Annotated in this window: 9 protein-coding genes, 1 tRNA gene and 4 pseudogenes; 10 read left to right on the forward strand and 4 right to left on the reverse strand. The window is 62.6% G+C overall.

What is annotated here, in order from left to right; genetic code table 11:
- Positions 1-346: pseudogene (locus EOA28_RS09705) on the forward strand (beta-ketoacyl-[acyl-carrier-protein] synthase II); the annotation flags it as partial.
- A gap of 55 nt (positions 347-401) precedes the next feature.
- Positions 402-1,217 (forward strand): oxidoreductase, encoded by an 816-nt coding sequence (locus EOA28_RS09710; protein ID WP_128314853.1) that lies wholly within the window; start codon positions 402-404, stop codon positions 1,215-1,217.
- A gap of 200 nt (positions 1,218-1,417) precedes the next feature.
- Here EOA28_RS09710 and EOA28_RS09715 read toward each other — a convergent pair.
- Positions 1,418-1,666 (reverse strand): annotated as a pseudogene (locus EOA28_RS09715) (substrate-binding domain-containing protein); the annotation flags it as partial.
- A 107-nt stretch (positions 1,667-1,773) separates the two neighbouring features.
- Positions 1,774-2,442, reverse strand: a complete 669-nt coding sequence (locus tag EOA28_RS09720) for a TetR/AcrR family transcriptional regulator (protein WP_127251884.1) — start codon at positions 2,440-2,442, stop codon at positions 1,774-1,776.
- Between the two features lie 158 nt (positions 2,443-2,600).
- Between EOA28_RS09720 and EOA28_RS09725 the strand changes: the two genes are divergently transcribed.
- The 7 genes and pseudogenes from EOA28_RS09725 (at position 2,601) to EOA28_RS09750 (ending at position 9,711) form a co-directional block, all read left to right on the forward strand.
- Complete coding sequence (locus EOA28_RS09725) at positions 2,601-3,527, forward strand: shikimate dehydrogenase (protein ID WP_210214931.1); 927 nt, start codon at positions 2,601-2,603, stop codon at positions 3,525-3,527.
- Between the two features lie 38 nt (positions 3,528-3,565).
- Positions 3,566-4,552, forward strand: a complete 987-nt coding sequence (dctP, locus tag EOA28_RS09730) for a TRAP transporter substrate-binding protein DctP (protein WP_127386467.1) — start codon at positions 3,566-3,568, stop codon at positions 4,550-4,552.
- A 146-nt stretch (positions 4,553-4,698) separates the two neighbouring features.
- Positions 4,699-5,052: pseudogene (locus tag EOA28_RS40110) on the forward strand (TRAP transporter small permease subunit); the annotation flags it as partial.
- A 78-nt stretch (positions 5,053-5,130) separates the two neighbouring features.
- Positions 5,131-6,432: a TRAP transporter large permease gene (locus EOA28_RS09735; protein WP_245463468.1), complete on the forward strand. Its 1,302-nt coding sequence runs from the start codon at positions 5,131-5,133 to the stop codon at positions 6,430-6,432.
- Between the two features lie 14 nt (positions 6,433-6,446).
- Positions 6,447-6,878 carry a type II 3-dehydroquinate dehydratase gene (locus tag EOA28_RS09740; protein WP_127252247.1) on the forward strand — a complete coding sequence of 144 codons (432 nt, stop codon included), beginning with the start codon at positions 6,447-6,449 and terminating at the stop codon, positions 6,876-6,878.
- A gap of 150 nt (positions 6,879-7,028) precedes the next feature.
- A complete protein-coding gene (locus tag EOA28_RS09745) occupies positions 7,029-7,808 on the forward strand; it encodes a cyclase family protein (RefSeq protein ID WP_210212008.1) in 780 nt (259 codons plus the stop codon).
- Between the two features lie 13 nt (positions 7,809-7,821).
- Positions 7,822-9,711 (forward strand): sugar phosphate isomerase/epimerase and 4-hydroxyphenylpyruvate domain-containing protein, encoded by a 1,890-nt coding sequence (locus EOA28_RS09750; RefSeq protein WP_127252246.1) that lies wholly within the window; start codon positions 7,822-7,824, stop codon positions 9,709-9,711.
- A 561-nt stretch (positions 9,712-10,272) separates the two neighbouring features.
- Here EOA28_RS09750 and EOA28_RS09760 read toward each other — a convergent pair.
- Both EOA28_RS09760 and EOA28_RS09765 read right to left on the reverse strand, forming a co-directional pair.
- A tRNA-Arg gene (locus EOA28_RS09760) sits at positions 10,273-10,349 on the reverse strand.
- 213 nt (positions 10,350-10,562) lie between these two features.
- Positions 10,563-11,504, reverse strand: coding sequence for a DUF1003 domain-containing protein (locus EOA28_RS09765; protein WP_127252245.1), 942 nt, complete (start codon positions 11,502-11,504; stop codon positions 10,563-10,565).
- Positions 11,505-11,953: 449 nt separating this feature from the next.
- Between EOA28_RS09765 and EOA28_RS09770 the strand changes: the two are divergent.
- A pseudogene (locus tag EOA28_RS09770) lies at positions 11,954-12,402 on the forward strand (universal stress protein).
- The last annotated feature ends 170 nt before the right edge of the window (positions 12,403-12,572 follow it).

The following is a 12,572-nucleotide window of genomic DNA, read 5'->3' on the forward strand; positions in this document are numbered from 1 at the left end:
GGGCGACCTGGGCGAAATCGAAGCGATCAAAAGCGTCTTCGGCGCGGATTTCTCGATCGCCGTCAGCGGAACCAAGTCGGCGACCGGACACCTGCTCGGGGCGGCCGGCGGGCTTGGCGCGATCTTCACGATCCTGGCGCTCAGGGATCAGGTGGCACCGCCGACTCTCAATCTGAGTGCGCCCGATCCGGCGGCCGACGGAATAGACTTCGTGGCAAACAAGGCCCGGTCGATGGAGATGGACTACGCGATCGCCAACGGTTTCGGCTTCGGAGGCGTCAATGCCAGCGTGCTGTTCCGGCGCTGGGACGGAGACGGCGCGAACGGTCGAGCCGCTCCCGACTGACGCTTTCGCTCCAGACTTCTCGCTGCTCCAATCCAACCCCAAGAAAGTGATCTCCATGAATAAGACCAATCCTGGCGTCGCCATCGTCACAGGGGCATCCTCCGGCATCGGGCAAGTGACAGCCAAGGCCCTGCAGAGTGCGGGCTTTCGCGTGTTCGGAACCAGCCGTCGCGCGGTCTCCAAGAAATCCGACTGCATTGCCATGCTAACCTGCGACGTGACCGACGACGCATCCGTGGCTAAGCTGGTCGACGAGGTGCTGGCCGAGGCGGGGCGCATCGACCTGCTCGTCAACAATGCCGGCCTGGGCCTGCTTGGCGGCGCGGAAGAATCGTCGACCGCGCAGGCCCAGGCTTTGTTCGACGTGAATGTCTTCGGCGTCATCCGAATGACCAACGCGGTGCTGCCGACCATGCGACGTCAGGGAAAGGGCAGGATCGTGAACCTGAGCTCGGTGCAGGGATTCATCCCCGCTCCCTATTTCGCGCTTTATTCGTCGACCAAACATGCCGTTGAAGGCTATTCGGAATCGCTCGACCACGAACTGCGGCCGTTCGGAATTCGCGTCGCATTGGTCGAGCCGGCCTATACCCAAACGTCGTTCGAAGGCAATCTGGCCAGACCTGACCAGGTGCTCGACATCTATGACGCCGCGCGTGCCGGCATGGCCGTAGCCGTGCGGAAGGCGATGGAAAAAGGCGATACGCCCGAAGTGGTCGCCAATACCGTTCTGGCGGCCGCGACCGACCCTACGCCGAAGCGGCGCTATGCGGCGGGAAAAATGGCGCGCCAGGTCAGTGTCCTGCGCCACTTCGTCCCCGCATCCGCATTCGACAAGAGCCTGCGAAAGCAGCTTGGCCTGCCGGTCTGACGTGGCGGCGGTTTACGCACGACAGGACATCCCATGAAGATAGGAATTATTGGGGGGGCAACATCGGCGCCGCCTTGGCGCGGAAGCTTGCGGCGGCGACCACGAGGTCAAGCTCGCCAACTCGAAGGGGCCAGACACCATTCGTGTCTGGCCCGCGACGTTGGGGTACCGCCGTGATGAAGGAGGAAGCTGTGCGGGGCGTAAGTGGCAAGGCCATAGGCGTAAGCTCCGCCAAGCTCGTAGTTGTCGAAACCGACAATGGCCATGCCCTGCGGCACGCGCAGCCCAAACTGGCCCCGGATTTCGTCGAGCGCACCAATGGCCAGGATGTCGTTCTCGCACATGGGAACATCGACCCTGTCCTTGGCGTGCGTATTCTGAAGATAGTCGCGAACGACGTCGGCCCCGGCCTGGGCGCTGTACCGTTCGGCCGAGATCACCGCGATCTCATCGACGCGGCCGGCGCCGGGAGATGACGATCTTGGCGCTACGTACGTTGTCGGCGATGAACTCGCTTTGGTAGCATTCTGCCGTACCATCGCGCAGACATTAGGACTCAGCGAAGTCGTCGCCGGTCCCGCTTGAGCGCGAGGCCGACAACCATTTCGACCATATGCCGCTTTAACGCATCCTGGCCTCTTGCGTCAAACAGATCGTGGCCGAAAATGCGCGAGAAGGTGGCACGGTTCGAGACGTTGAAGAAGCTCATCGCGCTGATGTGCCAGTGCAGTTCGAGCGGCGTCACGTCGTCACGAAACAGGGCCGCTTCGCGGCCGCGCCGGCAGATCGCCTCCAGCTTCTGGATGGCGCCTGCATTGAGCAGGCTTATCAGCTCCGACTGCCCCATATATTCGGCGTGGTGAATGTTTTCGATCATGACGATACGGATGAAGTCCGGATGTCGGCTGTGGTGTTCGAAAGTGAACTCGGCCAGTCTCGTCAGCGCTTCGAGCGGCGGCAGATCTTCAAGCTCGAGTTCCTGTTCGCCGGCGCGGACCTCCCGGTAGGCCTCTTCCAGAACCTTGCCGTACAGTCCCTCCTTGTCGCCGAAATAATAGTAAATCATGCGCTTCGACGTGTTCGTCTTGGCCGCGATCTCGTCGATGCGCGCGCCCGAGAGGCCGTTGGCGGCAAACTCCGTCATCGCCACGGCAAGAATGTTCTTGCGCACGCCCGCCGGATCCTGCTTCCAGCCGCTTCGCCCGCTTGCCGGTTTTTCGTCCATGATAGGCCCAATTCTCCCACCGCAGGGTTACCCTAGCGCGGGTTGTTTGCAAATTAACCGTTTCGTACAAAGTTGTTGACGAAATTAACCGTACGGTACAAAGTTCTGGTGACGCCGGGAGGACCTTGCCAGTGGCATGGCGGCATCGGGAGGTCGGATTGGCATCAGTTTCCGCCAGCTTCGAGGCCGATCGGCATGCCGCCGCCGATCCGCGGCGCATTCTGGTCGGCTTGATCGGGCGTGGCATTCAGCTATCGCGAACGCCGGCAATGCATGAAGCCGAGGGGAGGGCGCGAGGGATCGCCTACATCTATCGCCTGCTCGACGCCGATCACATGGGCGACGGCGCCCTGCGGCTGGACGACATACTCGCCTTCGCCGAGCATTTCGGCTTCGACGGGCTGAACGTCACATTTCCCTACAAGCAGGAGATCATTCCGCTGCTCGACGAATTGTCGGAGGCGGCGGAAAGGATCGGATCTGTCAACACGGTCGTTTTCAGCGGCGGGCGCCGCATCGGGCACAACACCGACTTCTGGGGTTTCAAAGAGAGCTTCCGGCTCGAGATGGCGAATGCGGAGCGCGATACCGTTTTGCTGCTTGGCGCAGGCGGAGCGGGCGCCGCGGTTGCTCAAGCCCTTCTCGAAAGCGGCGTCGGGCAGTTGCGGCTCTTCGATATCGAGGAAGCCAAGGCGGCCGCGCTCGCCGCAGAGCTGACGTCTCGGTTTGGCGCCAACCGCGTGACGGTTGCCTCCGACTCCGTCACGGCAGCGGCGCGGGTCGACGGGATCGTCAATGCGACGCCGGTCGGCATGGCCAAGCTGCCTGGTATCCCCCTCCATCCAGCGCTGCTAAGGCCGGATTGCTGGGTTGCCGACATCGTCTACTTCCCTCTGGAGACAGAGCTGCTCTCCGAGGCGCGGCGGCGTGGCTGCCGCACGCTGAGCGGCGAGAGCATGGCGGTCCATCAGGCGGCGCGGGCCTTCGAGCTTTTCACCGGCATCGTGCCCGACATCGATCGAATGCGGGCAGCATTCGACGCCTTCGGCGACACGCCCGTTCCGCATTCGGCGAGCGGCGACTGACGCAATCAGGAACAAGGGAATAGAACAGGGAGGATAATATGACTTTCAACGCAAACCGACGCCAGTTTCTTGTCGGCACCGGTGCCATAGCGGCCGCCGCGGCCTTTCCGGCCTTTGCGCAGGACAAGCCGAAGCTGCGCTTCTCGGCGGTGTTCTCCGAGCAGGACATCCGCGCCGAGATGATGAAAAAATTCGCCGACGCCATCAAGGACGACTTCACCTTCGAAGGCTACTACGGCGGCAACCTCTTCAAGCAGGGGACCGAGCTTGTCGCCATGCAGCGCGGCAACCTCGAAATGGGCAACATCGCCCCGCAGGACGTCTCCAAGCAGATCCCGGCATGGTCCATCGTCACCGCGGGTTATCTGTTCAGAGACGCCGGCCATATGAGGAAATTCTTCGCAAGCGAGACGGGCGCGGAGCTGAAGAAGATGACTGAAGACCAGCTCGGCATAAAGGTGCTCGGGCCTACCTACTTCGGTGTGCGCCAGTTGGGCCTCAAGCCCGACAGGGAGGTCAAGACACCGGCCGACCTGGCCGGCGTCAAGCTCAGGATGCCTGGCGGCGACGCCTGGCAGTTCCTCGGCAAGGCGCTGGGCGCCAACCCGACCCCGATGGCCTATGCCGAAGTCTATACAGGCCTGCAGACCGGTGCGATCGACGGGCAGGACAATCCGCTGCCGAATGTCGAGAACATGAAATTCTACGAGGTGATGTCACAGATCGTGCTGACGTCGCATCTCGTCGGCTTCGATCTTCTGGCCGTCTCCAAGAAGGTGTGGGACGAGATGGGAGCCGACAAGCAGGGGCGGCTCCAGGCCGCGGCCGACGCGGCAATCGAGTTCTCGACCGGCAAGCATCTGGCACGGGAAAAGGAATTGGTCGAGTTTTTCAAAGGCAAGGGGCTGAAGCTCTATGAGCCAGACGTCGCCGCCTTCCGCAAGCACGTGCAAGAGCAGTATCTGGCGTCCGACCTGGCGAAAGACTGGCCGGCCGGCATGCTGGAGAAAATCAACGCGCTCTGAACCGATCCGGCTCCAGGGTGAATACCGTGGAGCCGGCGCCGCCACGCCGCCGCCGTGAGGGACCAATCTTGAACGCCAATCCGCGCGAAATCGCCGGCCGACTCTATCGCCTCGCGGAGGCCGTGCTGGCCGCCATGATGGCGCTGATGTTTGCCACGTTCATCCTGCAGATCGTCTTTCGCTATCTGCTGAATTTCCCGATCGGATGGACCAACGAGCTCAGTGTGATGCTGTGGATTTGGCTGGTGCTCTGGGGCGCCGCCTTCGTGATCCGGGAGGAAGAAGAGATCCGCTTCGACCTCTTCTACGCATCGGCAGGACCAGGCATCCGCCGCGTCATGTTCATGACGGCGGCCGTGGCGCTCATCGTGCTCTACACGATCTCGTTGCCAGCGGTGTTCGATTACGTGACCTTCATGAAGGTCGAGCACACCGCCTACCTGAAGTTCCGCTTCGACTGGCTCTTCTCGATCTATCTTGTCTTTGCCGTCGCGACCCTCATGCGCTACCTGTGGCTTTCTTGGCAGGCAGCCTTCGGTCCGGCGCCTGAAAAGCCGGACACAGATGGGGTCCGGCACGTGAACCTCGCCAGCCCCTTCTCCCTGTCGGTCATCGCGATCACGACACTGGCGTTTCTCGGTCTGCCGATCGGCCATGCCATGATCGCCGGCTCGATCCTTTATCTGCTGCTTGCCGGGCTCGACATGGGCACAGTTGCCGAACAGTTGCTGAACGGCATGTATGCCAACTACATCATCCTCGCCGTGCCCCTTTTCGTGCTGGCGGCCGAACTTATGAACATCGGCTCGATGACCGAGCGGCTGCTTCGATTCTGCAATGCCATTGTCGGCCGCTTTCGCGGCGGCCTCGCTTTCGTCAACGTTGTCCAGGCGATCATCTTTGCCGGCATGTCGGGCTCGGCTATCGCCGACGCCGCCGGGCCCGGCAAGCTGATGCAGAAGATGATGACCAAGGACGGCAAATACCCGCCGAGCTACGCCGCCGCGCTCTCCGCCGCGACGGCGGTGATCGGACCGATCATCCCGCCCTCGATCCCGATGGTAGTCTACGCCCTCGTCTCCGACGCCTCGATCGGCTACCTCTTCCTCGGCGGCGTGGTGCCCGGCTTGCTGATGGCGGCGGGTCAGATGACCATCGTCGCCTATCATGCGCGCGTCCGCGGCTTTCCGGTCGAACCGCCGACGCCGCTGCGCGAGATGCCGCGCATCACCTGGCAGGCGTTGCCCTCGCTGATGATGCCGGTGGTGTTGCTGGGCGGCATCTACAGCGGCGCAACCACGCCGACGGAGGCGGCCGCCGTCGCCGGCGCCTACGCCTTGCTGGTCTCAGTCGTCCTCTATCGCAGCGTGAGTTTCGCCGATTTCTACCGCTCGGTGCTGGTGAGCGCCCGCACCAGCGCCTCGATCGGCATGTTGATCGGCGGTGCGCTGGTGTTCAACTATGTGGTGACCGTCGAGAACATCCCGCAGTCGGTGAGCGCGTTGCTGCAGGCCTGGCAGCTATCGCCCACAGGCTTCCTGATCCTCGTCAACATCCTGCTTTTGCTGCTGGGCTGCGTGCTGGAGGGAACAACCATCCTGCTGGTCATCGTGCCGGTGCTCATCCCGACTGCGCGGGCGCTGGGCATCGATCTGGTGCATTTCGGCGTGGTGGTCGTCGTCAACATCATGCTTGGCCTCGTCACGCCGCCTTATGGCCTGCTGCTCTTCATCATGGCCAGGATCGCCGAAGTGCCATTTAGGGACCTGGTGCGCAATGTACTGCCTTTCCTCGGGGCAATGATCGGCTCGCTGGCGCTGATCACCTTCTTTCCGGGGCTTGTGCTCTGGCTACCGCGCTTGCTCGGCTATCAGGGGTGACAGGGAGCTTCGGAATGAAATCAATCTTTGTGATCAATGGCCCGAACCTCAACCGCCTCGGCACACGCGAACCTGAGATCTACGGCAGGACGACGCTCGCGGAGATCGAGGCTATGTGCCGCGAGGCGGCCGGCGAACATCCGCTCCGCTTCCACCAGTCCAATTTCGAGGGCGAGATCGTCAACTGGATCCACCAGGCGATCGACGACGGCGCCGGCATCATCATCAATCCGGCTGGCTTTTCTTTCACCTCGATCGCCATTCTCGACGCGCTGAAGATGTTCGCCGGGCCGATCGTCGAGCTGCATATTTCCAACATCCACCGGCGCGAGGAAATCTATCACCGCTCGCTGGTCTCGAAGGTCGCGACCGCTGTCATCGCCGGTCTCGGACCTCGCGGATATGCGACTGCCGTGAAATCGCTGAAGGAATTGATCGACGCATAGCGGCTCCATCACCCGCTCGCGGAAACGGGCGAATGAACGAACTGGTTAGTATAGACCGGCATGACTTTTAACCATCAAAGGGGAAGGAGAAATCGCATGTGCCCTCCAGGATGCCTTCACTCGATCTGCGAAAATGCGACGCGCAGAGGCTTGCTCAAAGCCGGATTTACACTTGGGCTTGGCGCGGCGGCGGTCGCCGCGCTTCCGGCAGTGCCGCCAGCCCAGGCGTCGCCGATCAGTTTCACCGATACGGTCGACCTCTCGCATGCGCTCTATGAGGGCTTTCCGACCTTCAGCGGTGAGAAATGGTTCACCGTCGAACATCTCGTCACCTTTGCCAAGGATAAGGTGAACCTCAATCGCTGGACGATCGTCGAGCATAGTGGCACGCATATGGACGCGCCGATCCACTTCTCCGCAGATGGAATGACGGCGGATCTGATCCCGATTGCGGACCTGATCGTCCCGGTCGCCGTCATCAATATCGCAGCGCGTGCAGCCGAGAATGCGGACACCGCTTTGACCCCGGACGACATCCAGGCCTGGGAATCGAAGAACGGTCCCCTGCCGGAAGGCTGCTGCGTGGTGATGAACTCCGGCTGGCACAAGCTGGTCGGCGATCCAAAATTCGCTGGCAGAGACGACCAGAAGAAGAACCACACCCCTGGTTTTCATGTAGAGGCCGCGCAGTTTCTGATCAACGAACGCAAGGTGAAGGGTATCGGCGTCGATACCCTCTCGCTCGACACCGGCTTAAACTCGAGCGGAGCTTTTCCAGTCCACTACGAATGGCTGGGCAGCGGCCGTTGGGGCGTGGAGTGCCTGACTAATCTCGATGCGATCCCGGAAGCCGGCGCACGTCTTTTTCTCGGCATTCCGAAGGTTAAGGGCGCGACTGGTGGACCAACGCGTGCCATCGCGCTCCTTTGACGCGCCAACGACGATGAAGACCTCCATCGCCACCGTCTCGATCAGCGGCGACCTTCGCGAAAAGCTCGCGGCCATAGCCGCGGCCGGATTCGATGGCGTGGAGATCTTCGAGAACGACTTCCTGGCTTTCGACGGAACGCCGGCCGAAGTGGGACGCATGGTTCGCGATCATGGGCTGGAAATTACGGTCTTCCAGCCATTCCGTGATTTCGAAGGATTGCCGGAGCCGCAAAGACAGCACGCCTTCGACAGGGCCGAACGCAAGTTCGACCTGATGCGGGAACTCGGCACCGACCTGATGGTTGTCTGCTCCAACGTCTCGCCAATGGCGCTTGGCGGCATAGACCGGGCCGCCGCCGACTTCCGCGAACTGGGCGAGCGCGCGGCGCGCCGGGGCCTGCGCGTCGGCTACGAAGCGCTGGCTTGGGGGCGCCATATCAACGACCACCGCGACGCATGGGAGATCGTGCGCCGCGCGGACCATCCGAGCATCGGCCTCATCCTCGATTCCTTCCACACACTGGCGAGAAAGACCGACGTCGGGACCATCCGCGCCATCCCCGGGGACCGCATCTTCATCGTGCAGCTTGCCGACGCACCTCTGATCGACATGGACCTGCTCTATTGGAGCCGCCATTTCCGCAACATGCCGGGAGAGGGCGACTTGCCGGTCATCGACTTCATGCGGGCGGTAGCGGCGACAGGCTACGACGGGCCTTTGTCCCTGGAGATATTCAACGACCAGTTCCGTGGCGGCTCGCCGAAGTCGATCGCCATGGATGGAAGGCGCTCGCTTATCTACCTGATGGACCAGGTGCGCCGTGCCGAGCCTGGAATTGCAATCGATCCGCCGGAGATGCCGGACCGCATCGGCGTTTCGGGCATCGAATTCATCGAGTTCGCGGCCAACGAGCAGGAAGGCGAAGAACTGGCGGCGCTTCTCTCGACCATGGGCTTTTCGCTGTCCGCCCGCCACAAGAACCGCGACGTGACCGTCTGGCGGCAAGGTGGCCACCGTGGCGTCAACATCGTCATCAACACCGGACACGATGGTTTTGCCCATTCCTCCTATGTCGTGCACGGAACCAACGCCTATGCGATGGGGCTGAGGGTTGCCGATGCCGCGGCGACGGTGGCGCGGGCAAGGGCGCTTGGCGCGGAGACCTTCTCCGAGCAGCGCGGTCCGGGCGAATTCTCTATTCCCGCCATCCGCGGCGTTGGCGGCGGTGTTATCTATTTCGTCGACGATACGCTCGCCAAAGTCTGGGACGTCGAATTCGATCCGCTGCCGCAAACAGGCGACACGGGCTGCGGCCTCGTCGGTATCGATCATGCCGCCCAGACGATGAACTATGAGGAGATGCTCACCTGGCTCCTTTTCTACACCTCCATCTTCCGAACTCGAAAATTGCCAGTGGTCGACGTCGTCGATCCGAGCGGTCTGGTGCGAAGCCAGGTCGTCGAGGGCTCAGATGGCGGACTGCGGCTCACGCTCAACGGCGCCGAAAGCCGCAAGACGCTGGCGGGCCGTTTCATCGCCGATAGCTTTGGCTCCGGCATTCAGCACATCGCCTTCGCCTGCGATGATATTTTTGTCACGGCGGCTCGGTTGAAACTGCTTGGCTTCCACGCGTTGGAAATCTCGGCGAATTACTACGATGACCTTGAAGCCCGCCTGGGCCTGGATCCCGATCTGACGAACCGCTTGCGGGCCGGTAACATCCTCTACGACCGGGACGAGACCGGCGAGTATTTCCAGCTCTACAGCCAAAACTATGGCGAGGGCCTTTTCTTCGAGGTCGTCGAGCGACGAAAAGGCTACAAGGGCTACGGCGCCGTCAATGCACCCTTCCGCATCGCTGCTCTGAAGCGACTGCTGCCACCGAGCGGAATGCCGAGGTGATCGGGGGACATTCGATATCGACGAGTCCTCACCCAGGGAAGGCCGTCCGGGCGCGCAAGACCCGTTACGCTGCCGGCAAATCCGTCAAGCCCATGATCGCTATCCGCAAATGGTTCGGCGGCCGCATGGTCGACCGGATCACCATGAGCCAGATGCGATAAACAAGCCCAGAATGGGCCGCTTGGCGGCGGCCCATTGGCGATGTGAATTACAGGAGAACAGATCATGGGTGCAACTCCCGCTGAGGTAGCAACCTGCGGAATAGCACCTCTTCGCCGGGCCACCGATTCCGCCCTCTGGCTAGCCGCCCCGAAAGCCGACTGTCCGTGTCCGACCCCATTTTCGATCAAGTTGAGCGTTGCTCACGTGGGCAGCGCTCAACCTTCTATTTCTTAACTCGTCCATTGGAAGCTGATGCTTTCACGCTCATTTGCCCGAATCTGCGGGTTTGCGGCGACATGGCTCCCTCAAGCTCAGGTTCTCAGCGCTTACGCCGCTCAGCCTGAACGCGTTTCAGCTAAGCAAGGTGTGGCGCTAAGTTCTTGTCCTGCAATTGGAAATTGGCGCACCCGACAAGATTCGAACTTGTGACCTCTGCCTTCGGAGGGCAGCGCTCTATCCAGCTGAGCTACGGGTGCTTCCCGGGAGAACCGGAAAACGAACCGGCCGGTGAGCCGGCCAGCCACGGCTTCTTAGCGGAAGCCGCAGCACGCTTCAACGGGCAAATGGGGATTGTGTGGTGGGCTGGTGGGGTGATTGTCTGACGGATGGCTGTCGGAGAGGGCGCTCCCCTCTCCGTCTCGGGCTTCGCCCGAGCCACCTCTCCCCACTGCGTGGGGCGAGGAACTGGCCTAACCCTCCACCCCCACCTTCGCCGTCTTCCGCCGCACCGCCCGCGTCGCGCGTTTCACCTTCTTCGCCGCGGTCAGCTCGTGCATGGCGTCGAGCTGCATCTGCTGCATTTCGGCCAGGCGCTGCCATTGGCGCGAGATGAGGTAGTCGAGCTTTTCGTGCAGGTGGCGCACTTCCAGCTCGGCCTTCAGGTTCACCCGGTAATCGTTGAAGGAGCGCAGCCGGTCTTTGGCTTCCTGGCGCTTCTGGCTCATCATGATCACCGGCGCCTGGATGGCGGCGATGCAGGACAACACCAGGTTGAGCAGGATGAACGGGTAGGGGTCGAAGGCGCTGGTCGCGCCGGCGACCAGGTTGATGCCGATCCACAGCAAAAGCACCGCCGCGAAGGAGATCAGGAACCACCAGCTGCCGCCGAACTCGGCCATGGTGTCGGAAACGCGGTCCGGGAAGGAGCGGTGCTCCTCATATTCCTCTTCCGAGTTCTCAGAGATCGTGTCCTGCTTGGCGATCGATTCCACCACCTGGCGGTCGAGCTCGGAGAATTCGCCATGCTCCTGCTGCAGCAGCTCCTCCATGTAGCGCATGCGGTAGCGGCCGAGCTCCTCGCGGCTGATGCGGGCGCCGCGCGGCAGGTCGGGATGGTCGGAGCGGATGCGGTCGGCGAGGCTGGGCCTGAGATCATCGATGCGCACCAGGTCGCGCTTGCGGAATTTGCGCCCCGATATCGCCGAGGGTTTCTTCTTGGGCTTGATCCGGGCCGTGCCGGGAACATGCGGTTCGGCGTGCGGCTCGGAATCCGGCACCTCCGGCGCCTCGAGGATCTCGTCGGCGGCTGCCTGCGCATCCTCCGGCACGGTTTCCGCCTCGAGATATTCGCCGGCGACGTCGTTCTCGTTGTCGGCCTGGATTTGCGCGGATGCCTTCGGGTCGCCTGCCATGGTCGCTGCTCCTGTTCGAGGCTTTGCGGGTACGATACGCCAAGCCGGCGCGGCATATCCATGGTCAGTGTGAAGAGTGTGTGACCGAACAAGTTCTTGTGATGGGGGGCGGGCTGTTGAGGCAATCGCATAGGTCGGCGCAGCCCCTCATCCGGCCGCTACGCGGCCACCTTCTCCCCGGCGGGGAGAAGAGGTGGGCACCGGCGCTGACAATCTCCTCTTCCCTGGGGGAGAGGTCAGCCGAGCGAAGCGGAGGCTGGGTGAGGGGGAGCGCCGCCGGCGATTTCACGCCCCCACTGGCGCAATCGTCTCTGCCGCCTGGCCTTGATCCGCATCAAACTGGCCCCTGTGGCGGGCCTGATAGGCTGACTATATCGAGATCAGGCCTGAGCGTTCAGGCTCCCGCCACTTGGGCGCGCGCGGCGCCCCGCAAAAGAGGGATCGCCACCATGTACAAGAAAATCCTCATCGCCACCGACGGCTCCGAACTCGCCCAGAAGGGCGTCGCCCACGGGCTGGAGCTGGCCAAGGGCCTCGGCGCCACCGTGGCCTTCGCCACCGTCTCCGAGCCGTTCCCGGCGCTGGCCTGGGGCGGCGCCATGGCTGGCTATGTCGCCGCCGACGAGCTGGTCAATTACGAGGAGAGCGCGCGCAAATATGCAAGCGAACTGCTCGGCAAGTGCAAGGCCGAGGCCGATGCGAAGGGCGTCGGCGCGAAGACCCTGCATATCGAGAACCGCACCCCCGCCGAGGCGATCCTCGAGGTCGCCGCCGGCGAGGGCAGCGACATCATCGTCATGGCCTCGCACGGCCGCCGCGGGCTGGGCCGGCTGGTACTGGGCAGCCAGACGGCGGAAGTGTGTCGCTGACCGAGATTCCGGTGCTGGTGGTGAGATAGGCAACGGCAGCGCGGCCTGAGAAAGAGAAACGCCGCGTTCCTTCGCCCCCTCTCTGTCCTGCCGGACATCTCCCCCTCAAGGGGGGAGATCAGCCGTCACGACGGCCTTCGCCAATCACAGACGTTTGCAAGACGAGCGCCGTCGCCAAAGCTGCCAATCTCCCCCCAAG

The sequence above is a fragment of the Mesorhizobium sp. M2A.F.Ca.ET.067.02.1.1 genome (genome assembly GCF_004023285.1).
Taxonomy (GTDB): domain Bacteria; phylum Pseudomonadota; class Alphaproteobacteria; order Rhizobiales; family Rhizobiaceae; genus Mesorhizobium.

What these genes read in the sequence shown, in the direction of transcription:
- EOA28_RS09710 (WP_128314853.1), top strand. Translation starts at nt 402, where the DNA reads ATGAATAAGACCAATCCTGGCGTCGCCATCGTCACAGGGGCATCCTCC.
- EOA28_RS09720 (WP_127251884.1), bottom strand. Translation starts at nt 2,442, where the DNA reads ATGGACGAAAAACCGGCAAGCGGGCGAAGCGGCTGGAAGCAGGATCCG.
- dctP (WP_127386467.1), top strand. Translation starts at nt 3,566, where the DNA reads ATGACTTTCAACGCAAACCGACGCCAGTTTCTTGTCGGCACCGGTGCC.
- EOA28_RS09740 (WP_127252247.1), top strand. Translation starts at nt 6,447, where the DNA reads ATGAAATCAATCTTTGTGATCAATGGCCCGAACCTCAACCGCCTCGGC.
- EOA28_RS09750 (WP_127252246.1), top strand. Translation starts at nt 7,822, where the DNA reads ATGAAGACCTCCATCGCCACCGTCTCGATCAGCGGCGACCTTCGCGAA.
- EOA28_RS09765 (WP_127252245.1), bottom strand. Translation starts at nt 11,504, where the DNA reads ATGGCAGGCGACCCGAAGGCATCCGCGCAAATCCAGGCCGACAACGAG.